This window comes from Escherichia sp. WS33, assembly GCF_046486385.1.
Classification (GTDB): Bacteria; Pseudomonadota; Gammaproteobacteria; order Enterobacterales; family Enterobacteriaceae; genus ECMA0423.
The window spans coordinates 1-26,268 of sequence record NZ_JBJQLJ010000026.1 but is presented as its reverse complement, the minus strand read 5'-3'; the positions used below and the strand labels follow the sequence as shown (position 1 = coordinate 26,268).

The 26,268-nt window shown below is 49.8% G+C and carries 20 protein-coding genes; 11 read left to right on the top strand and 9 right to left on the bottom strand.

Features of this window, described 5'->3' with window-relative positions; genetic code table 11:
* Positions 1-32: 32 nt before the first annotated feature.
* Together paaZ and tynA are read left to right on the top strand one after the other, a co-directional pair.
* A complete protein-coding gene (gene paaZ / locus ACJHXA_RS18535) occupies positions 33-2,078 on the top strand; it encodes a phenylacetic acid degradation bifunctional protein PaaZ (protein WP_001186504.1) in 2,046 nt (681 codons plus the stop codon).
* A gap of 247 nt (positions 2,079-2,325) precedes the next feature.
* Positions 2,326-4,599, top strand: coding sequence for a primary-amine oxidase (gene tynA, locus ACJHXA_RS18530; RefSeq protein WP_283512343.1), 2,274 nt, complete (start codon positions 2,326-2,328; stop codon positions 4,597-4,599).
* A gap of 57 nt (positions 4,600-4,656) precedes the next feature.
* Here tynA and feaB read toward each other — a convergent pair whose 3' ends face one another.
* Complete coding sequence (gene feaB, locus ACJHXA_RS18525; RefSeq protein WP_283512342.1) at positions 4,657-6,156, bottom strand: phenylacetaldehyde dehydrogenase; 1,500 nt, start codon at positions 6,154-6,156, stop codon at positions 4,657-4,659.
* 235 nt (positions 6,157-6,391) lie between these two features.
* Between feaB and feaR the strand changes: the two genes are divergently transcribed.
* Complete coding sequence (gene feaR, locus ACJHXA_RS18520; RefSeq protein ID WP_001067519.1) at positions 6,392-7,297, top strand: transcriptional regulator FeaR; 906 nt, start codon at positions 6,392-6,394, stop codon at positions 7,295-7,297.
* 171 nt (positions 7,298-7,468) lie between these two features.
* On the opposite strand, the gene ACJHXA_RS18515 is transcribed toward feaR, so the two are convergent.
* From ACJHXA_RS18515 to ACJHXA_RS18505, 3 genes are read right to left on the bottom strand one after another with little or no spacing between them, the layout of a single operon-like run.
* Complete coding sequence (locus ACJHXA_RS18515; RefSeq protein ID WP_001325798.1) at positions 7,469-7,798, bottom strand: YdbL family protein; 330 nt, start codon at positions 7,796-7,798, stop codon at positions 7,469-7,471.
* Positions 7,799-7,802: 4 nt separating this feature from the next.
* On the bottom strand, positions 7,803-7,988 hold the full coding sequence (locus tag ACJHXA_RS18510; protein WP_000698141.1) for a YnbE family lipoprotein: 186 nt from the start codon (positions 7,986-7,988) through the stop codon (positions 7,803-7,805).
* Positions 7,985-10,624, bottom strand: a complete 2,640-nt coding sequence (locus ACJHXA_RS18505; protein WP_000900909.1) for a YdbH family protein — start codon at positions 10,622-10,624, stop codon at positions 7,985-7,987. The genes ACJHXA_RS18510 and ACJHXA_RS18505 overlap by 4 nt, the downstream gene beginning before the upstream one ends.
* 207 nt (positions 10,625-10,831) lie before the next feature.
* Between ACJHXA_RS18505 and ldhA the strand changes: the two genes are divergently transcribed.
* The gene (ldhA, locus tag ACJHXA_RS18500) at positions 10,832-11,821 is read left to right on the top strand and encodes a D-lactate dehydrogenase (RefSeq protein ID WP_115761013.1); all 990 of its coding nucleotides are present in this window, start codon (positions 10,832-10,834) and stop codon (positions 11,819-11,821) included.
* Positions 11,822-11,931: 110 nt separating this feature from the next.
* A complete protein-coding gene (gene hslJ, locus ACJHXA_RS18495) occupies positions 11,932-12,354 on the top strand; it encodes a heat shock protein HslJ (protein ID WP_001299385.1) in 423 nt (140 codons plus the stop codon).
* On the opposite strand, the gene ACJHXA_RS18490 is transcribed toward hslJ, so the two are convergent.
* Positions 12,351-12,617, bottom strand: a complete 267-nt coding sequence (locus tag ACJHXA_RS18490) for a DUF333 domain-containing protein (protein WP_001295715.1) — start codon at positions 12,615-12,617, stop codon at positions 12,351-12,353. The genes hslJ and ACJHXA_RS18490 overlap by 4 nt on opposite strands.
* Positions 12,618-12,890: 273 nt before the next feature.
* Between ACJHXA_RS18490 and nifJ the strand changes: the two genes are divergently transcribed.
* The 6 genes from nifJ to ACJHXA_RS18460 all read left to right on the top strand — a co-directional run bounded on the left by nifJ (position 12,891) and on the right by ACJHXA_RS18460 (position 20,588).
* Positions 12,891-16,415, top strand: coding sequence for a pyruvate:ferredoxin (flavodoxin) oxidoreductase (nifJ, locus tag ACJHXA_RS18485; protein ID WP_000628159.1), 3,525 nt, complete (start codon positions 12,891-12,893; stop codon positions 16,413-16,415).
* Positions 16,416-16,780: 365 nt separating this feature from the next.
* Positions 16,781-17,914 carry a porin OmpN gene (ompN, locus tag ACJHXA_RS18480; protein ID WP_000837924.1) on the top strand — a complete coding sequence of 378 codons (1,134 nt, stop codon included), beginning with the start codon at positions 16,781-16,783 and terminating at the stop codon, positions 17,912-17,914.
* A gap of 140 nt (positions 17,915-18,054) precedes the next feature.
* On the top strand, positions 18,055-18,489 hold the full coding sequence (gene uspF, locus ACJHXA_RS18475) for a universal stress protein UspF (RefSeq protein WP_001082294.1): 435 nt from the start codon (positions 18,055-18,057) through the stop codon (positions 18,487-18,489).
* Positions 18,490-19,265: 776 nt separating this feature from the next.
* Positions 19,266-19,379 (top strand): YnaM/YnfT family protein, encoded by a 114-nt coding sequence (locus tag ACJHXA_RS18470; RefSeq protein ID WP_120795384.1) that lies wholly within the window; start codon positions 19,266-19,268, stop codon positions 19,377-19,379.
* Positions 19,380-19,447: 68 nt separating this feature from the next.
* Positions 19,448-19,681, top strand: coding sequence for a cold shock protein YdfK (gene ydfK / locus ACJHXA_RS18465; RefSeq protein ID WP_000836772.1), 234 nt, complete (start codon positions 19,448-19,450; stop codon positions 19,679-19,681).
* Between the two features lie 316 nt (positions 19,682-19,997).
* Entirely contained in the window at positions 19,998-20,588 is a 591-nt protein-coding gene (locus ACJHXA_RS18460; protein WP_000086519.1) for a recombinase family protein, read from the top strand.
* Between the two features lie 97 nt (positions 20,589-20,685).
* Here the strand turns inward: ACJHXA_RS18460 and ACJHXA_RS18455 are convergent, their stop codons facing one another.
* The 4 genes from ACJHXA_RS18455 to ACJHXA_RS18440 all read right to left on the bottom strand — a co-directional run.
* A complete protein-coding gene (locus ACJHXA_RS18455) occupies positions 20,686-21,261 on the bottom strand; it encodes a tail fiber assembly protein (protein WP_000885599.1) in 576 nt (191 codons plus the stop codon).
* Positions 21,261-24,791, bottom strand: coding sequence for a prophage tail fiber N-terminal domain-containing protein (locus ACJHXA_RS18450; protein ID WP_071886609.1), 3,531 nt, complete (start codon positions 24,789-24,791; stop codon positions 21,261-21,263). The genes ACJHXA_RS18455 and ACJHXA_RS18450 overlap by 1 nt, the downstream gene beginning before the upstream one ends.
* Positions 24,792-24,855: 64 nt before the next feature.
* A complete protein-coding gene (locus ACJHXA_RS18445; RefSeq protein ID WP_001233133.1) occupies positions 24,856-25,455 on the bottom strand; it encodes an Ail/Lom family outer membrane beta-barrel protein in 600 nt (199 codons plus the stop codon).
* 67 nt (positions 25,456-25,522) lie between these two features.
* A partial coding sequence (locus tag ACJHXA_RS18440; protein WP_283512340.1) for a phage tail tip protein occupies positions 25,523-26,268 on the bottom strand: 746 nt, incomplete at its 5' end.

The following is a 26,268-nucleotide window of genomic DNA, read 5'->3' as shown; positions in this document are numbered from 1 at the left end:
CAACAGAAATGTGAAACATCTGGAGAGTAGCGATGCAGCAGTTAGCCAGTTTCTTATCCGGTACCTGGCAGTCTGGCCGGGGCCGTAGCCGTTTGATTCACCACGCTATTAGCGGCGAGGCGTTATGGGAAGTGACCAGTGAAGGTCTTGATATGGCGGCTGCCCGCCAGTTTGCCATTGAAAAAGGTGCCCCCGCCCTTCGCGCTATGACCTTTATCGAACGTGCGGCGATGCTTAAAGCGGTCGCTAAACATCTGCTGAGTGAAAAAGAGCGCTTCTATGCTCTTTCTACGCAAACAGGCGCAACGCGGGCAGACAGTTGGGTTGATATTGAAGGTGGCATTGGGACGTTATTTACTTACGCCAGCCTCGGTAGCCGGGAGCTGCCTGACGATACGCTGTGGCCGGAAGATGAATTGATCCCCTTATCGAAAGAAGGTGGATTTGCCGCGCGCCATGTACTGACCTCAAAGTCAGGCGTGGCAGTGCATATTAACGCCTTTAACTTCCCCTGCTGGGGAATGCTGGAAAAGCTGGCACCAACGTGGCTGGGCGGAATGCCAGCCATCATCAAACCAGCTACCGCGACGGCCCAACTGACTCAGGCGATGGTGAAATCAATTGTCGATAGTGGTCTTGTTCCCGAAGGCGCAATTAGTCTGATCTGCGGTAGTGCGGGCGACCTTTTGGATCATCTGGACAGCCAGGATGTGGTGACTTTCACGGGGTCAGCGGCGACCGGACAGATGCTGCGAGTTCAGCCAAATATCGTCGCCAAATCTATCCCCTTCACTATGGAAGCTGATTCCCTGAACTGCTGCGTACTGGGCGAAGATGTCACCCCGGATCAACCGGAGTTTGCGCTGTTTATTCGTGAAGTTGTGCGTGAGATGACCACAAAAGCCGGGCAAAAATGTACGGCAATCCGGCGGATTATTGTGCCGCAGGCATTGGTTAATGCTGTCAGTGATGTTCTGGTTGCGCGATTACAGAAAGTCGTGGTCGGTGATCCTGCTCAGGAAGGCGTGAAAATGGGCGCACTGGTAAATGCTGAGCAGCGTGCCGATGTGCAGGAAAAAGTGAACATATTGCTGGCTGCAGGATGCGAGATTCGCCTCGGTGGTCAGGCGGATTTATCTGCTGCGGGTGCCTTCTTCCCGCCAACCTTATTGTACTGTCCGCAGCCGGATGAAACACCGGCGGTACATGCAACAGAAGCCTTTGGCCCTGTCGCAACGCTGATGCCAGCACAAAACCAGCGACATGCTCTGCAACTGGCTTGTGCAGGCGGCGGTAGCCTTGCGGGAACGCTGGTGACGGCTGATCCGCAAATTGCGCGTCAGTTTATTACCGACGCGGCACGTACGCATGGGCGAATTCAGATCCTCAATGAGGAATCGGCAAAAGAATCCACCGGGCATGGCTCCCCACTGCCACAACTGTTACATGGTGGGCCTGGTCGCGCAGGAGGCGGTGAAGAATTAGGTGGTTTACGAGCGGTGAAACATTACATGCAGCGAACCGCTGTTCAGGGTAGTCCGACGATGCTTGCCGCTATCAGTAAACAGTGGGTGCGCGGTGCGAAAGTCGAAGAAGATCGTATTCATCCGTTCCGCAAATATTTTGAGGAGCTGCAACCAGGCGACAGCCTGTTGACTCCCCGCCGCACAATGACAGAGGCCGATATTGTTAACTTTGCTTGCCTCAGCGGCGATCATTTCTATGCGCATATGGATAAGATTGCTGCTGCCGAATCTATTTTCGGTGAGCGTGTGGTGCATGGGTATTTTGTGCTTTCTGCGGCTGCGGGTCTGTTTGTCGATGCCGGTGTCGGTCCGGTCATTGCTAATTATGGGCTGGAAAACTTGCGCTTTATCGAACCCGTAAAGCCAGGCGATACCATCCAGGTGCGTCTCACCTGTAAGCGCAAGACGCTGAAAAAACAGCGTAGCGCAGAAGAAAAACCAACAGGTGTGGTGGAATGGGCGGTAGAGGTATTCAATCAGCATCAAACCCCGGTGGCGCTGTATTCAATTCTGACGCTGGTGGCCAGGCAGCACGGTGATTTTGTCGATTAATCGGTGAATGAAGGGCAACGGCGAATAGTTGCCCTTTTATTTCACCAAATTTTGTGACGTTGTCACGTTATGCATGATGTGTATCTGTATTTTCAGGGCACCCACTGTATGAAAAGCTGGCACACCTGCCAAACAACCTGGCAGGTGCAGGCAATCCCCTTTACATCAGTACTGATAATGTGAACCTGACTAAACCGCCCACAGAGCGCGGTTGCTAACAAGAACACAACATCTGACGAGGTTAATAATGGGAAGCCCCTCTCTGTATTCTGCCCGTAAAACAGCCCTGGCGTTGGCAGTCGCCTTAAGTTTCGCCTGGCAAGCGCCGGTATTTGCCCACGGTGGTGAAGCGCATATGGTGCCAATGGATAAAACGCTTAAAGAATTTGGTGCCGATGTGCAGTGGGACGACTACGCCCAGATCTTTACCCTGATTAAAGATGGCGCGTACGTGAAAGTGAAGCCTGGTGCGCAAACAGCAATTGTTAATGGTCAGTCTCTGGCACTGCAAGTACCGGTAGTGATGAAAGACAATAAAGCCTGGGTTTCTGACACCTTTATTAACGATGTTTTCCAGTCCGGGCTGGATCAAACCTTTCAGGTAGAAAAGCGCCCTCACCCACTTAATGCGCTAACTGCGGACGAAATTAAACAGGCCGTTGAAATTGTTAAAGCTTCCGCGGACTTCAAACCCAATACCCGTTTTACTGAGATCTCCCTGCTACCGCCAGATAAAGAAGCTGTCTGGGCGTTTGCGCTGGAAAACAAACCGGTTGACCAGCCACGCAAAGCCGACGTCATTATGCTCGACGGCAAACATATCATCGAAGCGGTGGTGGATCTGCAAAACAACAAACTGCTCTCCTGGCAACCCATTAAAGACGCCCACGGTATGGTGTTGCTGGATGATTTCGCCAGTGTGCAGAACATTATTAACAACAGTGAAGAATTTGCCGCTGCCGTGAAGAAGCGCGGTATTACTGATGCGAAGAAAGTGATTACCACGCCGCTGACCGTAGGTTATTTCGATGGTAAAGATGGCCTGAAACAAGATGCCCGGTTGCTCAAAGTCATCAGCTATCTTGATGTCGGTGATGGCAACTACTGGGCACATCTCATCGAAAACCTGGTGGCGGTCGTTGATTTAGAACAGAAAAAAATCGTTAAGATTGAAGAAGGTGCGGTAGTTCCGGTGCCAATGACCGCACGCCCATTTGATGGCCGTGACCGCGTTGCTCCGGCAGTTAAGCCTATGCAAATCATTGAGCCTGAAGGTAAAAATTACACCATTACTGGCGATATGATTCACTGGCGGAACTGGGATTTTCACCTCAGCATGAACTCGCGCGTCGGACCTATGATCTCCACCGTGACTTATAACGACAATGGCACCAAACGCAAAGTCATGTACGAAGGTTCTCTCGGCGGCATGATTGTGCCTTACGGTGATCCTGATATTGGCTGGTACTTTAAAGCGTATCTGGACTCTGGTGACTACGGTATGGGCACGCTAACCTCGCCAATTGCACGTGGCAAAGATGCACCCTCTAACGCAGTGCTCCTGAATGAAACCATCGCCGACTACACTGGCGTACCGATGGAGATCCCTCGTGCTATCGCGGTATTTGAACGTTATGCCGGGCCGGAGTATAAGCATCAGGAAATGGGCCAGCCCAACGTCAGTACCGAACGCCGGGAGTTGGTGGTGCGCTGGATCAGTACAGTGGGTAACTATGACTACATTTTTGACTGGATCTTCCATGAAAACGGCACTATTGGCATTGATGCCGGTGCTACGGGCATCGAAGCGGTGAAAGGTGTTAAAGCGAAAACCATGCACGATGAGACGGCGAAAGATGACACGCGCTACGGCACGCTTATCGATCACAATATCGTGGGTACTACACACCAACATATTTATAATTTCCGCCTCGATCTGGATGTAGATGGCGAGAATAACAGCCTGGTGGCGATGGACCCGGTGGTAAAACCGAATACTGCCGGTGGCCCACGCACCAGTACCATGCAAGTTAATCAGTACAACATCGGCAATGAACAGGATGCCGCGCAGAAGTTTGATCCGGGCACGATTCGTCTGTTGAGTAACCCGAACAAAGAGAACCGCATGGGCAATCCAGTTTCCTATCAAATTATTCCTTATGCAGGTGGTACTCACCCGGTAGCAAAAGGTGCCCAGTTCGCGCCGGACGAGTGGATCTATCATCGTTTAAGCTTTATGGACAAGCAGCTTTGGGTAACGCGTTATCATCCTGGCGAGCGTTTCCCGGAAGGCAAATATCCGAACCGTTCTACTCATGACACCGGTCTTGGACAATACAGTAAAGATAACGAGTCGCTGGACAACACCGACGCCGTTGTCTGGATGACCACCGGCACCACACATGTGGCCCGCGCCGAAGAGTGGCCGATTATGCCGACCGAATGGGTACATACTCTGCTTAAACCATGGAACTTCTTTGACGAAACGCCAACGCTAGGGGCGCTGAAGAAAGATAAGTGATTGTTTCAGACAAAAAAACGGCACCAGGTGCCGTTTTTTACTTATGAGCGAACCAGATTAATACCGTACACACACCGACTTAGTTTCACACCAACCGTCCAGCCAGTCGGGGCCAAAATCACGGCCCGTTCCTGACTGCTTCATCCCACCAAACGGTAAGTTAGCGTCAATTAAGGTATGGCTGTTTACCCACACCGTCCCTGCCTGTAAGCGATCGCTATATTCCAGAGCCTGGGAGAGATTTTGCGTCCAGACACTGGCAGTTAAGCCATATTCCGTGTCGTTTGCCAGTTGTAACGCCTCTTCTCCATCCGCTACTCGCACCAGGTTTACCACCGGACCAAACACCTCTTCACGAGTTAAGCGCAATTTAGCATCGGGATTTACCACCAGCGTTGGCGCAACATAATACCCCTCTCCGGCTGGTCCATTCGACCCGCGAATCAGCTCTGCTTGCTGTGCCTGCGCATCGTCGAGGAATGAACACACTTTGTCGCAGTGCGCACGAGAAACCAAAGGGTTAATCTGTGCAACAGGTGACATCCCCGGTCCCACTTGCAACGATTTTACCGCCTGCTCAAATCCACTAACCAGCGTGTCAAACAACGGCGCTTCAATATAAATTCGCGAACTGGCGGCGCATACTTGCCCTTGATTCAGGAAGCTTCCGGTCATCAAGCCTTCAATAACCCATTGCGGATCAGCATCTTTTAATACAATTGCCGGGTTTTTACCGCCCAGTTCCAGCGTTACACGCGTTAAGTGATCAGCAGCAGTTCTGGCAATACCTTTTCCCGTCGCGGTTGAACCGGTAAAACTGATTTTCGCAACATGAGGATGTGACGTCAGGGCCGCGCCGCATACAGCACCTGACCCGGTGACCACATTAAAAACGCCATCAGGGATACCAGCCTCGCTGGCCAGTTCCGCCACGCGCAACATCGTCAGTGGCGTGGTTTCCGAAGGCTTAATCACGATTGAACAGCCTGCTGCCAGTGCTGGCATCACCTTCCACATACCAATCATCAACGGAAAGTTCCATGGCACAATTCCCGCCACTACGCCAACCGGCTCTTTACGCGTCCAGGCCTGATAACGCGCCCCCTGGGGGAAGGGAATCGACAAGTCCAGCGTTTTACCCGCGATTTTGGTCGTTAACCCGGCGGTATAACGCATCCAGTTCAGCGTACAGCCCACTTCAAAAGCACGGGAAATGGCAATTGACTTGCCTTGCTCCAGGGTTTCCAGTTGCGCCAGCTCCTCACTGTGCTGTTCCACCAGATCGGCAAAACGTAGCAGAATACGTTCACGCTCTGCGGGTAATCGCCCGGCCCAGCGACGCGAGACAAAGGCCCGCCAGGCAGACATGACTGTGTTATCTACATCCGCTTCGTTGGCATCAGCAGTAGACGCAATTTCTTGCCCGGTGGCCGGATCAAAGATCGCCAATCGTTTTTCACTTTGTGCGGGGCCTGGACGACCATCAATATAAAGACCGTGTTGACGATCGAGAAACTGTTGGACCTGGCTTAATACTGCTACATGCGGCTCTGTCATCACTTTTCCTTATTATTTACCCAGTGTGATTTCAGTGTACGCAGCGACAAGAAAAGTCACTTTTTTCGCTGTGACATTCGCTTTGTCAGCTGTGACAAGCTCCGCAAATCGTGACAATAACCGCTTATGTCTCTATGCCTGACAAGACTTATTTCCTATAGTCAGGCTCATTAGCTTCGTTTATTGCAACACAAATGCAACAATAAAAATACATTTCACAGAGCGAAAACGTGCCATGAACCCCGCAGTGGATAATGAGTTTCAGCAATGGCTTTCCCAAATCAATCAGGTATGCGGAAATTTTACCGGACGCCTGCTGACTGAGCGTTACACGGGTGTACTGGACACGCATTTTGCCAAAGGACTAAAGCTGAGTACCGTGACAACCAGCGGGGTGAATTTATCCCGCACCTGGCAGGAAGTAAAAGGCAGCGACGATGCCTGGTTTTACACCGTTTTTCAGCTTAGTGGTCAGGCAATAATGGAGCAGGATGAGCGTCAGGTGCAGATTGGCGCTGGCGATATTACGTTACTCGATGCCTCACGCCCCTGTTCGCTTTACTGGCAGGAGTCTTCTAAACAGATTTCATTACTTTTGCCACGCACTCTGCTGGAACAATATTTTCCCCATCAAAAACCTGTCTGCGCAGAAAGACTGGACGCTGACTTACCCATGGTGCAACTCAGTCATCGCCTGTTACAGGAGAGCATGAATAATCCGGCACTTTCTGAAACAGAAAGTGAAGCTGCGCTACAGGCGATGGTGTGTCTGCTGCGCCCGGTACTTCATCAGCGGGAATCTGTTCAACCTCGTCGTGAACGTCAGTTTCAAAAAGTGGTTACGTTGATAGACGATAATATTCGCGAAGAGATATTACGCCCGGAGTGGATAGCCGGAGAGACAGGTATGTCAGTACGTAGTTTGTACCGAATGTTTGCCGATAAAGGTTTGGTAGTCGCGCAATATATTCGTAACCGTCGTCTCGATTTTTGTGCAGATGCGATTCGCCATGCCGCAGATGATGAAAAACTGGCAGGCATCGGCTTTCATTGGGGATTTTCTGACCAGAGTCATTTTTCAACGGTATTTAAGCAACGCTTTGGGATGACGCCAGGCGAGTATCGACGTAAATTCCGCTAACTAATTGGCGTTGTGTGTACTGCAACGCCAATTAGTTAAAACAGATATTTGACTATGCATTTTTCAGGGCGAAAGGCAATTTGACAGGAGTTTTTGAATATTCACCTTGTTTCAGGAAAATAGATCAATCGCTTTCTCCTGTAGCGTTATCCCGATATTGCGGTTTTGCTATTAAAATTTTCGCACCCATTTACCGTTTATCCCTTGTACATATTCCCCCGGTTTGGCCCGAGCTACGAGCTTTTGCCCGGCGAGTTTCGCGATATCATCTACAGACACATTATTTTGCTTTGCCAGTTGTTGGTAACTCGCTTTACGTTCGGCATTAATGTCGGTTACTAATTTCTCTGTTTCAGCATCCGTTTTCAGCGCAACCAGATAACCATAAAATGTTTCACCTACCCGCCCCTGAGTTCTGGCTTCATCCAGAGTCAATGCCATTACATTGCTGCTTACCAGCCCAACAAGAAACGCACAAAGAAGTAATGTTTTCTTCATCATCGCCTCAGAAAAGATCGCTACGAGTTTCAAGCAGCTCTTCGACATCTTTGTCTGCCTTGATGATGATCTCATGCTCAATTTTAACGTTCATATTGATAGTGATCGGTTCCTTGGGCGCAGCGACTTCAATACGCGGCGTACAGGCAGCCAGCATAAAAGATGACGTCAACGCAGCCAGTAAAATTTTCATTGTTTTTCCTCACACTCTTTTCCTTGCGGACAGTCATTTCCCGGCAGACGTGCGTTCTGCTCCAACCATGCCTGGAGATTATCGCCAAAGCGTAAACTGCGCCACAGCGTAAAAATATTCTCTTCATGATAGTAATTAAGGTTTACCGTACCGCTTTTACCATCAACGCGACTGGTACCTGTAATGTTGGCCTGCATGGTTAATAAACCGAGATTATCTAAGTTAATTTTTGTCGATGACCGGCTAATTTCCATATAGCGCAACCAGTTAATTGCTGAACCCGCAGTCATATTGTCTTTCACCACCGCATCTGCGGTGTCTTTATCCAGCCGCAAGGTCATTGGCCCGCTATTTGCCAGCCAACCATCTTTCACTATCCATTTTTCGTTGTTTAGCCATAACGGCAATGCACCACTAAATGCCCCGGACATGGCGAATTGTTTCGGATTGACGGCGCTAACCAGTTCGCTGGATGAGAGATTATTCAGCCGCAACAGCGCCGGGTCATGTTGCGGCATACGTAATTGTTTCATCAGTACGTTACCGCCTAACACATCGACGCTAACATCAGTCAACAGCAAGGGTTCTTCTTCAGTCCACGGATAACGCCCTTGCAAATCAGCCGTAATATTTTTCGCTGTCACCAGATTAATCACTTCGGCAATTCGCAACGTAACGGGGCCGCGAGTCCCCAGATGCCAGGCTCCATCGGCAAAACGGAAAGGCAGGACAAAATCGACACCGTTAACCTGATTATCTGGCATCCAGGCACTACCGCCTTTCAACACGCCGTGTCCTCCCGCGCGGAATCCTTGTTCAGGCGCAGCAGAAAATGCAACCTGAGCATACAGTTCACCATCGCGTAAGTTCATCTTCCAGTCGGGTGGCACCAGCGGCTGGAATACAGTCAGTGATTGTTTTGGCCACCAGGCGTTACCGCGCAGACGAATACCGTCCCAGCGACCATTTACCCGAACCGGGCCAATCTCACCAGCATGTAAATCGCCTTTAAAGAGGAAATACGTCGGATCGCGCCCATCGACGCTAAATTTTAAGGTTGATGGCGGTAACACACTGCCGCCAGTGAACAGCGTTTGCCCGGCGTCCAGTGACAGCGCGCCGCTGAAGGAGGGATGCTGTGCGTCACGTACCCAGACGACGGGCTTGTCGAGAATTAATCGCGGCTTTTCTACCGTCATCGTACCGTATTGTAACTGGTCGAAACCGGTGGAGAGGTCGGTCAGCGTAATCGTGCTGTCATGCCATTCACCTTTTCCTGCGACATCCCAGGTGGCATTCATCGGTGTAAAACTGCCTTTTCCCCAGTAGCGCCACTGCCAGCGGCCCGCGTCAGGGAGAAAATCATTCGCCAGCCCATCCATATGCAGCACGAAATCGCCCAGTTCATTTTCATGCGCCTGCAAAATGGCCTGCAAACGTCCGTCAACACCACGTTGGGTGACTTTTACACCCGCTAAAGGCCAGCGGATTTCATCGATGTCCAGCGAATCGATGACTCTTCCCTTTGAACGAAGTAACGCGCCTGGCTCAAAGGTCAGCGTTGGGTCAGACAGACTTCCACTTAGCTGCGCAGGTAAACGGGCATATAAAATGAGGTCCGCCTGTTTCGCTTCACCGGTCAGCTGCAGAGGCAGCTGACTGTTATCCATGCTTAATTTTCCTGGGCCAAAATTTAGCACCGCGTTGCCTTTACCCGCTTGCCCCTGGGTCAGCACACTCAGTCGTCCGCTGATCAGAGCGTTCTCAAGCCCTGCCTGCCAGTTGTCGACTTTGACACCCAGTCGGCCACTCAAAGGAAAACCTGCATACGGCCAACTCCAGCGACCATCGCTTACGGTCAATTGTTGACGAGTAATTTGCCACGGCAAATCGAGCAACGGATCGCCGTTATCCCGTGCCAGCACAATCAATTGCCCGCTATTTTCCTGCCAGTCCAGCTCTGCATCCACCAGTGACGGTTCCTGCGGCAAGTTTAACGTCGCAGTAGCATGCCCACTTACAGGAAGTCCATCCGGCACGAGCGGCATAGTAAATTCCCCCACCAGTTTAACCGGCGGCTGATTTTCAAACGCGACGACATCCAGTTCGCTGACTGTAAGTTGTTGCCCTTTCAGCTGGCCTTGAAATTTAACTTTTTCGCCCTGATAACGCAGTTGCTGGATATCAGAGGTTAATGCGAGAGAGAGTTTTCCCTGCCATTCCTGCCAGGGAGAAAAAATCAGTTTATCGATATTGATCCAGGTGTTAGGCAGCATGGACTGCCACTGCGCGAGGGTTTTTGGAGCAGCTGGCGATTGCTCCGTCTGCGGCAATTTCGCCAGACAAGCAGAATCAAGTTCTACCATGCCGACGTTCAATAACCAGCGGCTGGGATGTGAAAGGCTGGCGTTGGTGATATGCGCAAGCTGACAATCTCCCACCAGATAACGGAGATCGGGAATGATTAAACCTTTACGCGTAATGCGTGGGCTTTCATCTAATGCAATACGTGTCCCGAGCGGTAGCCAGATGCCCGCCAGCGTGGGAACCCACAGCCCGAGCGTCATCAGCAGCGTCAACGGCACAAGAATAATCAGTAATAACAGCGCGAGAACGGCTTTATATTTACCCAGCATGGGTAGTTAATATCCTGATTTAGCGAAAAATTAAGCATTCAATACGGGTATTGTGGCATGTTTAACCGTTCAGTTGAAGGTTGCGCCTACACTAAGCATAGTTGTTGATGAATTTTTCAATATCGCCATAGCTTTCAATTATATTTGAAATTTTGTAAAATATTTTTAGTAGCTTAAATGTGATTCAACATCACTGGAGAAAGTCTTATGAAACTCGCCGTTTATAGCACAAAACAGTACGACAAGAAGTACCTGCAACAGGTGAACGAGTCCTTTGGCTTTGAGCTGGAATTTTTTGACTTTCTGCTGACGGAAAAAACCGCTAAAACTGCCAATGGCTGCGAAGCGGTATGTATTTTCGTAAACGATGACGGCAGCCGCCCGGTGCTGGAAGAGCTGAAAAAGCACGGCGTTAAATATATCGCCCTGCGCTGTGCCGGTTTCAATAACGTCGACCTTGACGCGGTAAAAGAACTGGGGCTGAAAGTAGTCCGTGTTCCAGCCTATGATCCAGAGGCCGTTGCTGAACACGCCATCGGTATGATGATGACGCTGAACCGCCGTATTCACCGCGCGTATCAGCGTACCCGTGACGCTAACTTCTCTCTGGAAGGTCTGACCGGCTTTACTATGTATGGCAAAACGGCAGGCGTTATCGGTACCGGTAAAATCGGTGTGGCGATGCTGCGCATTCTGAAAGGTTTTGGTATGCGTCTGCTGGCGTTCGATCCGTATCCAAGTGCAGCGGCGCTGGAACTCGGTGTGGAGTATGTCGATCTGCCAACCCTGTTCTCTGAATCAGACGTTATCTCTCTGCACTGCCCGCTGACACCGGAAAACTACCATCTGTTGAACGAAGCCGCCTTCGATCAGATGAAAAATGGCGTGATGATCGTCAATACCAGTCGCGGTGCATTGATTGATTCTCAGGCAGCAATTGAAGCGCTGAAAAATCAGAAAATTGGTTCGTTGGGTATGGACGTGTATGAGAACGAACGCGATCTATTCTTTGAAGATAAATCCAACGACGTAATTCAGGATGACGTATTCCGTCGCCTGTCTGCCTGCCACAACGTGCTATTTACCGGGCACCAGGCATTCCTGACAGCAGAAGCTCTGACCAGTATTTCTCAGACTACGCTGCAAAACTTAAGCAATCTGGAAAAAGGCGAAACCTGCCCGAACGAACTGGTTTAATCTTGCCGCTCCCCTGCATTCCAGGGGAGCTGATTCAGATAATCCCCAATGACCTTTCATCCTCTATTCTTAAAATAGCCCTGAGTCAGAAACTGTAATTGAGAACCACAATGAAGAAAGTAGCCGCGCTCGTTGCGCTAAGCCTGCTGATGGCGGGATGTGTAAGTAATGACAAAATTGCTGTAACGCCAGAACAGTTACAGCATCATCGTTTTGTGCTGGAAAGCGTAAACGGTAAGCCCGTGACCAACGATAAAAATCCGCCAGAAATCAGCTTTGGTGAAAAAATGATGATTTCCGGCAGCATGTGTAACCGCTTTAGCGGTGAAGGCAAACTGTCTAATGGTGAACTGACAGCCAAAGGGCTGGCAATGACCCGTATGATGTGCGCTAACCCGCAGCTTAATGAACTCGATAACACCATTAGCGAAATGCTGAAAGAAGGTGCACAAGTGGATCTGACCGCGAACCAGTTAACGCTGGCGACCGCGAAACAGACATTAACTTATAAGCTGGCGGATTTAATGAATTAATAGCTGCCACAGCTCCCGGCGGCAAGTGACTGTTCACTACAGCGTTTGCCGTTGGGTAATGCACACATCCCAATCGCCGTACCATCCAGTTGACGGGCAACAGAAAGCGAACCGCCGATCATTGCACAATTTGCTTCTCCACTACTGGACATCGACGCTTTTAAACCTGGCGCTACGTGCGCCGCAGTCGCCTGCTGAACAGGTTCACTACTACACGCCGACAACAATAAAGCGGCACACCCTACCCAAAACGCTGCTCGCATCTTTTCTTCCTCTGATCTTCAAGCCAAACGACACCGCCATAAATAATAGGCAGCACAGAGGGCGACGTCGAGAGCTGTCCTGCGCGTTGCCCCGCATTTTTACTTTTTTATGGCTATTTTTTTGCCCTCTGTTTGATCAAAACATTCATTACGCTGATGTGGGGGACACAAAAGCGAAAATGCAGAAGAAAGCCATTTGCTAAAATTGAAGGATTACTACTGGGCGCGCAGCAATTTCGTGCGCCCCTCATTTGCGCAATGTAAGGGTGTCATATGATTACTATTGACGGTAATGGCGCGGTTGCTTCGGTGGCGTTTCGCACCAGTGAAGTTATCGCCATCTACCCTATTACCCCCAGTTCCACGATGGCAGAACAGGCTGATGCCTGGGCCGGAAACGGCTTAAAGAACGTTTGGGGAGACACACCACGCGTAGTTGAAATGCAGTCGGAAGCGGGTGCTATCGCTACCGTGCATGGCGCTTTGCAGACGGGTGCCCTTTCAACATCGTTTACGTCATCGCAGGGTTTGCTGCTGATGATCCCGACGCTGTACAAACTGGCAGGCGAACTGACGCCATTTGTCCTGCATGTAGCGGCACGTACCGTTGCCACACATGCACTTTCTATTTTTGGCGATCATTCCGACGTTATGGCGGTGCGCCAGACGGGTTGCGCGATGTTGTGTGCGGCTAACGTCCAGGAAGCGCAAGATTTTGCTCTCATTTCGCACATCGCAACGCTGAAGAGCCGCGTGCCATTTATTCATTTCTTTGATGGTTTCCGCACGTCCCACGAAATCAATAAAATTGTCCCGCTGGCCGATGACACTATTCTTGATCTCATGCCGCAGGCCGAAATTGATGCTCATCGCGCCCGGGCGCTCAACCCGGAACATCCGGTGATCCGCGGTACGTCCGCCAATCCTGACACTTATTTCCAGTCTCGCGAAGCCACCAACCCATGGTACGACGCGGTCTATGACCATGTTGAACAGGCGATGAATGATTTCTCTGCCGCGACAGGTCGTCAGTATCAGCCGTTTGAATATTACGGGCATCCGCAAGCGGAACGGGTGATTATCCTGATGGGCTCTGCCATTGGCACCTGTGAAGAAGTGGTTGATGAATTGCTAACCCGTGGCGAAAAAGTTGGCGTGCTGAAAGTTCGCCTGTACCGTCCCTTCTCCGCCAAACACTTGCTGCAAGCTCTGCCGGGATCCGTACGCAGCGTGGCGGTACTGGACAGAACCAAAGAACCCGGTGCCCAGGCAGAACCGCTCTATCTGGATGTAATGACCGCACTGGCAGAAGCCTTTAATAATGGCGAGCGCGAAACTCTGCCCCGTGTCATTGGTGGGCGCTATGGTCTTTCATCCAAAGAATTTGGCCCGGACTGTGTACTGGCGGTATTTGCCGAGCTCAACGCGGCTAAACCGAAAGCGCGCTTTACGGTTGGTATTTACGATGATGTGACCAATCTGTCACTGCCGTTGCCGGAAAACACCCTGCCAAACTCGGCGAAACTGGAAGCCTTGTTTTATGGCCTTGGTAGTGATGGCAGCGTTTCCGCGACCAAAAACAATATCAAGATTATCGGTAATTCCACGCCGTGGTACGCACAGGGCTATTTTGTTTACGACTCCAAAAAGGCGGGCGGCCTGACGGTTTCTCACCTTCGCGTGAGCGAACAGCCGATTCGTTCCGCTTATCTCATTTCCCAGGCTGATTTTGTTGGCTGCCACCAGTTGCAGTTTATCGATAAATATCAGATGGCTGAGCGTTTAAAACCTGGCGGCATTTTCCTGCTCAACACGCCGTACAGCGCAGATGAAGTGTGGTCGCGCTTGCCGCAGGAAGTTCAGGCCGTGCTAAATCAGAAAAAAGCGCGCTTCTATGTGATTAACGCGGCGAAAATCGCCCGCGAATGTGGCCTGGCGGCCCGTATTAATACCGTCATGCAGATGGCTTTTTTCCATCTGACGCAAATTCTGCCTGGCGATAGCGCCCTCGCAGAATTGCAGGGTGCGATTGCCAAAAGTTACAGTAGCAAAGGCCAGGATCTGGTGGAACGCAACTGGCAGGCTCTGGCGCTGGCGCGTGAATCCGTAGAAGAAGTTCCGTTGCAACCGGTAAATCCGCACAGCGCCAATCGACCGCCAGTGGTTTCCGATGCCGCCCCTGATTTCGTGAAAACCGTAACCGCAGCGATGCTCGCAGGGCTTGGTGATGCCCTCCCCGTTTCGGCGCTGCCGCCAGACGGCACCTGGCCGATGGGCACCACTCGCTGGGAAAAACGCAATATCGCCGAAGAGATCCCCATCTGGAAAGAGGAACTCTGTACCCAATGTAACCACTGCGTCGCCGCTTGCCCACACTCAGCTATTCGCGCAAAAGTGGTACCGCCTGAAGCGATGGAAAACGCCCCTGCCAGCCTGCATTCGCTGGATGTGAAATCGCGTGATATGCGCGGGCAGAAATATGTCTTGCAGGTGGCTCCGGAAGATTGCACCGGTTGTAACCTGTGCGTCGAAGTTTGCCCGGCGAAAGACCGTCAGAATCCAGAGATTAAAGCCATCAATATGATGTCGCGCCTGGAACATGTCGAAGAAGAGAAAATCAATTACGATTTCTTCCTCAACCTGCCAGAAATCGACCGTAGCAAACTGGAACGTATTGATATTCGTACATCGCAGCTGATTACACCGCTGTTTGAATATTCAGGTGCTTGCTCCGGTTGTGGCGAGACGCCGTATATTAAATTGCTGACTCAGCTCTATGGCGACCGGATGTTGATCGCTAACGCCACCGGCTGTTCTTCAATTTATGGCGGTAACCTGCCCTCTACACCGTATACCACCGATGCCAACGGTCGTGGGCCGGCATGGGCGAACTCTCTGTTTGAAGATAATGCCGAATTTGGCCTTGGTTTCCGCCTGACGGTCGATCAACACCGTGTCCGCGTGCTGCGTCTGCTGGATCAATTTGCCGATAAAATCCCGGCGGAATTACTGACAGCGTTGAAATCAGACGCTACGCCAGAGGTTCGTCGAGAACAGGTCGCAGCTTTACGCCAGCAACTCAACGATGTTGCCGAAGCACATGAACTGCTGCGTGACGCAGATGCACTGGTGGAAAAATCAATCTGGCTGATTGGTGGTGATGGCTGGGCTTACGATATCGGCTTTGGCGGTCTGGATCATGTATTGAGTTTGACGGAAAACGTCAACATTCTGGTGCTGGATACGCAATGCTATTCCAACACCGGTGGTCAGGCGTCGAAAGCGACACCGCTGGGTGCAGTAACTAAATTTGGCGAGCACGGCAAACGTAAAGCGCGTAAAGATCTTGGCGTCAGTATGATGATGTACGGTCATGTTTATGTGGCGCAGATTTCTCTCGGCGCGCAGCTCAACCAGACGGTGAAAGCGATTCAGGAAGCGGAAGCGTATCCGGGGCCATCGCTGATCATCGCTTATAGCCCATGTGAAGAGCATGGTTACGATCTGGCACTCAGCCACGACCAGATGCGCCAACTCACAGCTACCGGCTTCTGGCCGCTATATCGCTTCGATCCGCGTCGTGCCGATGAAGGCAAACTGCCGCTGGCGCTGGATTCACGCCCGCCGTCAGTAGCACTGGAAGAAACGTTACTTCACGAGCAACGTTTCCGTCGGCTGAATTCGCAGCAGCCAGAAGTGGCAGAACAGTTATGGAAAGATGCTGCAGCTGATTTGCAAAAACGCTATGACTTCCTGGCACAAATGGCCGGAAAAGCGGAAAAAAGCAACACCGATTAAATGCTCTGGATAAGGATTATCCAATTCTAAAAAAAAGCCCGGACGACTGTTCGGGCTTGTCTTTTTATATGTTGGAAAATCAGTGGCAATGCAATGGCCCAACAGAAAATAAAATCTGTGACAATAAAGGCATATAACCCGCGCAGAATAACGTATAGAAAATTAAAAGTATAATTTTTATTTTGTATGTATTATCTTCGATACATTCACCAGACTTATTATCATTTCAGAGGAATTATTTGATTAAGGTTTTACTTAAGGCGTAACAAATGATATTTATCGGCTAACTGAACTTCTCCTTTAGGATGTTTTCACTCCCCGAAATGGGGATAAAAGGCAAATAAAATAACTAAAGGATTTATTCAATGAAAAGCAAAGTACTGGCACTTTTAATTCCTGCCCTGCTCGCCGCAGGTGCTGCACATGCAGCCGAAGTTTATAATAAAGACGGCAACAAATTAGATCTGTATGGCAAAGTTGATGGCCTGCATTATTTTTCTGATAATTCGGCGAAAGATGGCGACCAGAGCTATGCGCGTCTGGGTTTTAAAGGCGAAACCCAAATTAACGATCAACTCACTGGCTACGGTCAATGGGAATACAATATTCAGGCAAACAACACTGAATCTTCAAAAAACCAGTCATGGACCCGTCTGGCATTTGCCGGGCTGAAATTTGCAGATTACGGTTCTTTCGATTACGGACGTAATTATGGCGTAATGTACGACATCGAAGGCTGGACCGATATGCTGCCTGAATTTGGCGGTGACTCTTATACCAATGCAGACAACTTTATGACTGGTCGAGCCAATGGCGTCGCGACTTATCGTAATACTGATTTCTTCGGTCTGGTAAATGGTCTGAACTTCGCGGTGCAGTATCAAGGTAACAACGAAGGTGCCAGTAATGGTCAGGAAGGCACCAACAACGGACGTGATGTTCGCCATGAAAACGGTGACGGCTGGGGTCTTTCCACAACATATGATTTAGGCATGGGCTTTAGCGCTGGTGCGGCATACACCTCTTCTGACCGCACCAATGATCAGGTTAACCATACTGCGGCGGGTGGTGATAAAGCAGACGCGTGGACTGCTGGGCTAAAATACGATGCTAACAATATTTACCTGGCAACCATGTATTCAGAAACGCGTAATATGACCCCGTTTGGCGACAGCGATTATGCTGTTGCAAACAAAACCCAGAACTTTGAAGTCACTGCACAGTACCAGTTTGATTTTGGTCTGCGTCCGGCAGTCTCTTTCCTGATGTCTAAAGGCCGTGACCTGCACGCTGCCGGTGGTGCAGACAACCCGGCAGGTGTTGATGATAAAGATCTGGTTAAATACGCCGATGTTGGCGCGACTTACTATTTCAATAAAAACATGTCCACTTATGTTGACTATAAAATCAACCTGTTGGATGAAGATGACAGTTTCTACGCTGCCAATGGCATCTCTACCGATGATATTGTCGCTTTAGGTCTGGTTTATCAGTTCTAAATCCTCCTGCCCGCTGTTATGGCGGGCTTTTTCTGCTTATTCTTCCTCCTTTGATCTAAATTAAAAATGTGAACTCCGTCATTACACAAAAAGTGTCATCTGGCGTTACACTTTATGCGGATACTAAAACAGGAGGTTTTATGAACAGAACGATTCTTGTCCCTATCGATATTTCCGATTCAGAATTAACTCAACGCGTGATTAGCCACGTTGAGGCAGAGGCAAAGATTGATGATGCAGAGGTTCATTTCCTGACGGTAATACCTTCACTGCCCTACTATGCCTCTCTGGGTTTAGCGTATTCCGCAGAATTACCGGCAATGGATGACCTGAAAGCGGAAGCCAAATCGCAACTGGAAGAGATCATTAAAAAATTTAAACTGCCAACCGACAGAGTGCATGTCCATGTTGAGGAAGGCTCGCCCAAAGACCGCATTCTGGAAATGGCGAAGAAGATCCCCGCTCATATGATCATCATTGCTTCCCATCGACCGGATATCACCACTTATCTGCTCGGTTCCAACGCCGCAGCTGTAGTGCGTCACGCAGAGTGCTCCGTGCTGGTTGTGCGCTGACACTAACGCCCGCACATTGCTGCGGGCTTTTTGATTCATTTCGCAAATGTGCTGACATTTTCCCCTCTAATCCGTACCATACACGCCACAGTTTTTATATCAGATTTCTTATGCTGGGCGTTCCGGCATGACGCATACTCTTCTGATGCCATATAACGAATTGAGTCGCTTTTAAATGTCGCAAAATCAAGAAATTAGTAAGAAAGAACAATACAACCTGAACAAGTAAGGGCAAAAATCACAACTATCTGACTCATAAGTGTTTTACTTATTTTTCAATGTGTTAAACATCATCAGCGAGAACAATAAACTACGATAATCCACTCTTTTTTTGCCCCTTTTTTGCCCCTTTTGCAGCGTTTTGCCCCATTTTTGCCACAAAAAAAATTCCAAAACGTCTCAATCAAAGTCAAACCAACCGCAGCACGTTCTTGCATACGACGTGACTGCGGTTTTTCAACTATTCAGATACATCACTCCCATCACATTCATTCCTCCGCATCATAGGCATATAGGCTATATCACCTTGATATTTTTCTTCTTCAGATAAAAACTGTTATCTATGTATACTTTTAAACCCAATCTGTGTAGAGTCTCTGCATAAGATAGTTTGCAGTTGCCGCTTCAGCTTGCGCCATAAACCGCCTGATTTTTGCTGCCACCTGTTAGCATTCCTGTATACCTGAAACGACAATGTTTATCTACGAACTTTAAGAACACCCAAGATAAAAATTGTCAACTATATCATATATAACAAATTACTAATTCGAGGCTATATGAACAGCATACTGATAATCACATCTCTCCTTATCATATTCAGCATTTTTAGTCATGCCCTAATAAAATTAGGGATTGGCATATCCAATAACCCAGACAAAACCGATGTATAAGTCAACATATCCTGAATCAGACATACAATATCGCAATGAAAATCAATAATATTTTAAGGAATATCTTCATGAAATCAAAAGACACCCTAAAGTGGTTCCCTGCGCAGCTTCCTGAAGTAAGAATTATCCTAGGGAATGCTGTAGTGGAAGTAGCAAAACAGGGAAGACCTATCAATACCAGAACATTGCTTGATTACATTGAAGGAAACATAAAGAAAAAATCATGGCTGGATAACAAAGAATTATTACAAACAGCGATATCAGTTCTTAAAGACAACCAAAATTTAAATGGTAAAATGTAATATAATAAACTTACTTTTTTATCATTTTTCCACTTTAACAACATTTTGCTCCACTTTTCCACGACCAAACAACTTGAAATCTGGTTAAAATAACACGCAACACTATTCTTCTTCCTTGAGTCCGCCCGGAACTCGAAAAACAAACCGAGTTAAAGCCATTTTTCACAAAATCGATTTTGGGTCTCACCAAAATTACGGGGTTGCATACGCATTCGTTTATTTTCGAACGTGTACATACAAATATGCACAAAAATAATCATAATTATTTTCTGAGATGCATTATGATATGAACACCAATTTCGTATAGAGTCTCACTATGTCTCGAATTTTTGCTTACTGTCGGATATCAACGCTGGATCAGACCACCGAAAATCAACGCCGGGAAATCGAAAGTGCAGGTTTTAAAATCAAACCTCAGCAAATAATCGAAGAACACATTAGCGGCTCAGCAGCAACCAGTGAGCGTCCTGGTTTTAACCGGTTGCTTGCTCGCCTGAAATGTGGTGATCAATTGATTGTGACAAAACTGGATCGCCTTGGTTGTAATGCAATGGATATCAGGAAAACAGTGGAACAACTGACCGAAACAGGTATCAGAGTGCATTGCTTAGCATTGGCTGGCATTGACCTGACCAGTCCAACAGGAAAAATGATGATGCAAGTAATTTCAGCAGTCGCTGAATTTGAACGAGACCTTTTACTTGAACGCACTCATTCCGGGATAGTAAGAGCCCGCGGCGCAGGGAAACGTTTTGGTCGACCACCTGTGTTAAATGAAGAACAGAAACAGGTGGTATTCGAACGAATTAAGTCAGGTGTAAGTATAAGTGCCATTGCCCGGGAATTCAAAACCTCGCGGCAAACCATTTTAAGAGCCAAAGCAAAACTTCAGACACCTGACATATAAAAAATAATCTCGGTGTGAGATGCTTTACGTCTTCCAAGCCCCCTTCCTTGCCGTAAATGGAAAGATACATCTAATTATAGAATTTATATGTTTTACCCTACGGCAGTGCTGGCCATTCAATATCCTGTGCAGTTGACGTATCAACACGGTTCAGCAATACCCGATACTTTTTCCATGCTTCCAGCAACGAGATTTCTTCCTCCGTTGCAATTTCCAGATCTGCAGCATCCTGAAGCGGCGCAATATGCTCACTGGCTACCTGCATCAGGTTGTTTTTTGTTTCTTCCGCCTCCCGGATCCGGAACAGTTTTTCTGCTTCCGTATCCTTCACCCAGGCTGTGCCGTTCCACTTCTGATATTCCCCTCCCGGCGATAACCAGGTAACATTTTCCGGTAACGGACCGAGTTCAGAAATAAATAACGCGTCGCCGGAAGCCACGTCATAGACGGTTTTTCCCCGATGATCTTCAACGAGATGCCACGATGCCTCATCACTGTTGAAAACAGCCACGAAGCCTGCCGGAATATCTGGCGGTGCAATATCGGTACTGTTTGCTGGCAGACCTGTATGAGGCGGAATATATGCGTCACCTTCACCAATAAATTCATTAGTTCCGGCCAGCAGATTATAAATTTTTATGGTCCGTGGTTGTTCACTCATTCTGAATGCCATTATGCAAGCCTCACAATATAGTTAAATGCGATGTTTTTGACGGTGTTTTCCGCATTACCAGCAGCGTTAACGGTGATGGTGTGTCCATGTGAACCAATCGCAACGGAGTGCGTATGAGCACCAATACCGACAGTATGCGCGTGTGCACCTGCAGATGCTGCTGTGCCGGACAGTGAGTGGCTATGATTACCATCTGTACTGGTATTAGCTAACCACCCCGTAGACATACCTACTGAGCCTTGTACACCCCAGGTATTTTGACCTGAGCTTGTATAACCATATTGATAAGTATCTTTAAAAACACTGGGGTTAAATCGACGGCCATCTCTATGGCTGTGATTACCAGCTGCATTCGTGCTGCCACTTAAACTATGAGTATGCGCACCAGTGTTATTCGTGGATTTAGTGCCGTAATCAAACGATGATGTGGTTTTCGTACCCAAATCCGTACTGGATACGCTGGCGCTGTGGGTGTGCGATTTAATGCCGTCCTGTTCCTGAGACAATACGGCACGACCACTGGCGGGCTTGCCCTTAATCGTCCAGCCACGCATATCAGGGATCACGCCTGACGGATAAGCGGCTGCAAGTTTCGGGTAAGCAGATTTGTCAAAAGTCTGCCCCTGCATCAGGGCATAACCAGACGGAACGGTATCTGATGGCCACGGGATTGGTGCGCCGACTGGGTAGCTTTCTGGTGGAAGATTTTTCGAGGTATAAACTTCTGCCCAGTCTTCCTCAAAACCATAACCGTCTCTTGAAGAACGGTAGAACAGACCACCATTTCTGTAATGCGCCTTCATCTGCAGGGTCCGGCAACTTCCGACTCCGGTATAGAAGTTAACCAGAATATAGCTGTCGCCAGAGCGGGTGACATTGTAAGCGCCTGATTCGGCATTCCAGGGAACGCCACCATCCGCATCGGCATATGTATCCGTTGCCCTTCTGGCAAAAGCAGCCACATGCGCGGCGGTTAAAGTAATATCTTTTGAACCATCAAACTCAACCCCAGAAACCAGTCTTGGCGTTTGCAGCTTTGTTGCTGTCAATGCGTTACCGTTCAGACTTGCAGACAGCTTGGTTCCAATAACCAGTTCGCCGGTTGCGTTATCAATAGCAAACGGTCTTAATGTATTCCATCCACCATAAACATCACCTTGATTGGTAAGCAGCAGGTAAGTTTTAGCGCCATCATTACGCCATAATGCCCCATACTCCCCACCTATCATTCGAATCTGATTACCACCACGCGCTACAATTTCGTCTGTGGCAAAAAGTTTTTTGCACGACAAGTTATCGTTAACGATTAACGAATGAGACTCATAAAAACCACGCCCACTCTTAAAATCAAGGATAACGTCCGCCGCGATACATTCAGTCGCTGGATTTGTTGCCCCAAACTTATAGGTCGTATCATTAACAACGAGATCAGCACCAGGTGCGGATATTGACAGGCCATCTTCGATAAACGCAAAAACAGGGAAAGCAGCGCCATCAACATAGAACACAGAGCGCAAATCATCGCCCTTATTACTCATCATTATTGAGTGGATGGCTCGTTCATTGTTTTGATATTGCCAGAACATTCCATAAGCATAACGCCCCCTGTCAGTCCAGCCACCAGGCATAACAAATCCGTTAAACTCGCAGTTATTCATCGGATCGCCTGCGGTTCGCGTTGCCGTGGTGATAATGACCCTTGATGCCAGTTCGCTTACTGAGCCAGCAGAACGCATAACAACAACAGGGTAATATTTTCCAGATGTTGCACCTGCAGGAGCGTTAACCCGCACATAACGCATACCACGCTTATCAGCAAAGTCTGTTTTACTGACCGCGTTAATGTTGTTCAGGAAGCGTCCCTTATCGGGTATATCAGCGCCGTTCTGGTCTTTCTGCAGACGTTTCTCTGCATTGTCATAGGCTGATTTTACTGCCTTTGGCGTTGCCGCCAGCGTTTCAGACGTGCTGTTGGTCGCGCTGCTTAGCTGGATTATCCCTTTCTGTGCTGTCGTTGCATCCTGTGCGGTGTATTTCCCGTTAGCCAGGTCATACGCGGCCTTAACGGCTTTTGGCGTTGCCGCCAGTGACTCGGAAGTGCTATTGGTCGCACTGCTGAGCTGTACTATCCCCTTTTTCGTCGTGCTCGCATCCTCAAGCGCCACGGCGGATGCAATATCCTCTGCCCGTTTTGCCGCTGTCTCAGCGCGCGTTGCCGCGGATTCCGCCGTACTTTTGCTCTGAGCTGCCGCCGTCGCACTGCCAGCTGCCTCTGTCGCCTTCGTGGATGCCGTCGTGGCGCTGCCCTTCGCTGCGGACGCTTGTCTGGTCGCCTCATCTTTTGAAGCAGACGCAGATGATGCCGATGACGCCGCCGAACTGGCGGACGATGCGGCAGCCGTTTTTGAGGATTCTGCGCTGGTTTCCGACGCTTTCGCGTTCGTCTCGGATGTCTTCGCTGCGGAAGCAGACCTCGCTGCTGCGCTGGCCTGTACAGCGGCTTCGCCAGCCTTCGTTGTGGCTGTTGAAGCGGACGATGCAGCACTTTCTGCCGATTTTCCGGCGGCGGTGGCACTGGCTGAGGCCTGCCCGGCACTTGTTGACGCGGCACTGGCAGACGACGCAGCCGCTGTTTTTGAGCCTGCCGCAGCTGAGGCACTCTGTCCCGCTGCCGTTTCAGAAGACCTGGCGTTTGTCTCAGACGTCTTTGCCGCCTTCGCGGAATTGCCTGCCGCCGTTGCCGAGGAAGCGGCACTACTGGCGCTTGATGATGCGTTCGTTTCTGATGATTTCGCTGCCTCTTTTGAGGCCGCCGCATCCCGGGCTGAGGTGGCAGCTTCTGACGCTTTCGTGGTCGCGGTGGATGCTGAAGTGGCTGCTGATTGTTGTGACGCTGCCGCATTCGTTTCTGACGTTTTTGCCGCAGCGGCACTGGTGGCCGCCGCGCTTTTTGAGGACTCTGCAGCGGCAGCACTTTTTGATGCTTCAGTGGCCTTTGCTGATGCCGTTCCTGCGCTGGAAGACGCTGACTGAGCCGACGAAGCGGCCTGTCCGGCTGACGTGCTGGCTGCGCGTGCTGAGCCTGCAGCATCAGTCGCATGGGTTGCCGCCTCACGGGCAGATGTGCCGGCATCGCCGGCTGACTTCTTCGCGGCTGCCGTGTTCTGTGCCACTGCGGACGCGTTACGCGCCACCTCTTCCACCATCAGTTCAAAACGGCGCAGTGCCTCTGGCCGGACATCATCCTCCGTCATTGCACCGAGGAAATCATTCAGTGTGCCCGGCTTTGAGTCCTCATATACGGTGATAATCCCGGCGTGTGACGGCGGGAATCCCTCCACCAACAGACTGACGCTGTACTGACCATACTCGACGTCCATTGTGTAACGCCCGGCTTCATCCGGGTTTTCTGAGGCCACTGTGTTCACCACCACCGTGGTGCTGTTGCGCCTGGCCTTTAGCTGAATGGTGCAGTTTTGTATCGGCTTACCTGCGCCATCTTTCAGTACACCTGAAATCCGTACTGCCATATTCCCCCCACAAAAAAGCCCGCCTGAACCGGCGGGCTGTCATAACACTGTGTTACCTGGCTAATCAGAATTTATAACCGACACCAACGATGAAACTGTTGGTACGCCAGTCACCGCTGCCGGAGCCTTCATAAGCGACGTCAACGGCCACGGATTCGGTCGGGTTAAACTGCACGCCAGCTCCCCACGCCAGAGAGGTGTTACTGTGGCGAGCGTCATCACTTCCGGTCAGCACGTCGTGCGTTTTTCCCTTGTTGTCAGTTACGCGGAGATAATCCCCGGAAAAAGTCGACACACGGCTGTAAGCCACGCCTGCCATCGCATACGCGCTGAACCATTCATTCACGCGTACAGACGGCCCCGCCATCACGCTGAACCAGCGGTTACGCACGGAATCTTCATGCCAGCGGGTATCGCTGTAACGGGTAAGCTGGCGATTCTTGTCTCCTGCATAGCTGAACGACGTCACCATCCCCAGTGTGTCCGTAAACTCATAACGGTATTTCACGTTAATCCCGTTCAGATCATCACTGCCGGGAACGTTCGTCCGGGCATGAAGATACCCCGCGCTCAGCGTGGACTGATGTTCAGACGCCCATACAGGCGCACCGGATACGGCCAGACAAATGGCTGCGGACAAAATGGCTGCACAAACTTTACGCATAATTACCTCTCGCTTTTCTGCAATAAAAAAGGCGCCATTTCTGGCGCCCGTATATGGGTTATAAAATTCAGCTGATACTGATGCCTGCGGTGGCTTTCTTCATCACCACAACCAGCAAATCGCTGATACTTGCTGTGGGATACCAGTCATTTACCAGCCATGCTGACACCGAAAACTCCAGCGTCATGTGGCCGTGACCAGCTGGCATATCAATAACACCACTGTAAATCAGCGTATTATCCAGCGCGGTACGGTTATAAATTTCAGCACCATTTTTCTTCACTATCAGGCGGCATGAGGAGTAAATATCAGTATGCTCTCTCTCATGTTTAGCACCGCTGAATGCCACCGCCGGAATAACAATCTGCCGGTCAAACGGCTGATCGTCATAAATCCTGACGGTAATGGTCCCTGATGGCCACCGCTCCGGTGCCCGGGAGTCCCGCGGGAAAGCCTTACCCACTGTTTTGACAATATCGCCTTCAATCTGGTTGGCTGACAGTTTCCCTTTAATCTGACAGTTCTCATTTATCGTAACGTTGTTGAGCGTCCCGGCGTTCGCATTCACACTGCCACTGATATCTGCATTTTTAGCGGTCAGCTTTCCGTCCGGTGTCATGGAAAATGCAGGAGGATTACCGCCGCTGGTAATGGTGGGAGCCGTCAGATATTTCAGGAACACTTCATTCATGAATATCTGATCACCCTGACCAACAAACATCGGTTTTGTGTTGCCATTTGCAGGATTAATCATCGCAATCCTGTCTGCCGCCAGCAGCACCTGACTCTGCATGCCGTCGGGGGTGTTCTCAA

Bases quoted from the DNA above. Each gene is read 5' to 3' on its own strand.
- ACJHXA_RS18455 (WP_000885599.1), bottom strand. From the start codon at position 21,261: ATGGCATTCAGAATGAGTGAACAACCACGGACCATAAAAATTTATAAT.
- ACJHXA_RS18460 (WP_000086519.1), top strand. From the start codon at position 19,998: ATGTCTCGAATTTTTGCTTACTGTCGGATATCAACGCTGGATCAGACC.
- ACJHXA_RS18505 (WP_000900909.1), bottom strand. From the start codon at position 10,624: ATGCTGGGTAAATATAAAGCCGTTCTCGCGCTGTTATTACTGATTATT.
- tynA (WP_283512343.1), top strand. From the start codon at position 2,326: ATGGGAAGCCCCTCTCTGTATTCTGCCCGTAAAACAGCCCTGGCGTTG.
- ldhA (WP_115761013.1), top strand. From the start codon at position 10,832: ATGAAACTCGCCGTTTATAGCACAAAACAGTACGACAAGAAGTACCTG.
- hslJ (WP_001299385.1), top strand. From the start codon at position 11,932: ATGAAGAAAGTAGCCGCGCTCGTTGCGCTAAGCCTGCTGATGGCGGGA.
- feaB (WP_283512342.1), bottom strand. From the start codon at position 6,156: ATGACAGAGCCGCATGTAGCAGTATTAAGCCAGGTCCAACAGTTTCTC.
- ydfK (WP_000836772.1), top strand. From the start codon at position 19,448: ATGAAATCAAAAGACACCCTAAAGTGGTTCCCTGCGCAGCTTCCTGAA.
- feaR (WP_001067519.1), top strand. From the start codon at position 6,392: ATGAACCCCGCAGTGGATAATGAGTTTCAGCAATGGCTTTCCCAAATC.
- ACJHXA_RS18470 (WP_120795384.1), top strand. From the start codon at position 19,266: ATGAACAGCATACTGATAATCACATCTCTCCTTATCATATTCAGCATT.
- ACJHXA_RS18510 (WP_000698141.1), bottom strand. From the start codon at position 7,988: ATGAAAATTTTACTGGCTGCGTTGACGTCATCTTTTATGCTGGCTGCC.
- ACJHXA_RS18490 (WP_001295715.1), bottom strand. From the start codon at position 12,617: ATGCGAGCAGCGTTTTGGGTAGGGTGTGCCGCTTTATTGTTGTCGGCG.
- nifJ (WP_000628159.1), top strand. From the start codon at position 12,891: ATGATTACTATTGACGGTAATGGCGCGGTTGCTTCGGTGGCGTTTCGC.
- ACJHXA_RS18450 (WP_071886609.1), bottom strand. From the start codon at position 24,791: ATGGCAGTACGGATTTCAGGTGTACTGAAAGATGGCGCAGGTAAGCCG.
- ACJHXA_RS18515 (WP_001325798.1), bottom strand. From the start codon at position 7,798: ATGATGAAGAAAACATTACTTCTTTGTGCGTTTCTTGTTGGGCTGGTA.
- ompN (WP_000837924.1), top strand. From the start codon at position 16,781: ATGAAAAGCAAAGTACTGGCACTTTTAATTCCTGCCCTGCTCGCCGCA.
- paaZ (WP_001186504.1), top strand. From the start codon at position 33: ATGCAGCAGTTAGCCAGTTTCTTATCCGGTACCTGGCAGTCTGGCCGG.
- ACJHXA_RS18445 (WP_001233133.1), bottom strand. From the start codon at position 25,455: ATGCGTAAAGTTTGTGCAGCCATTTTGTCCGCAGCCATTTGTCTGGCC.
- uspF (WP_001082294.1), top strand. From the start codon at position 18,055: ATGAACAGAACGATTCTTGTCCCTATCGATATTTCCGATTCAGAATTA.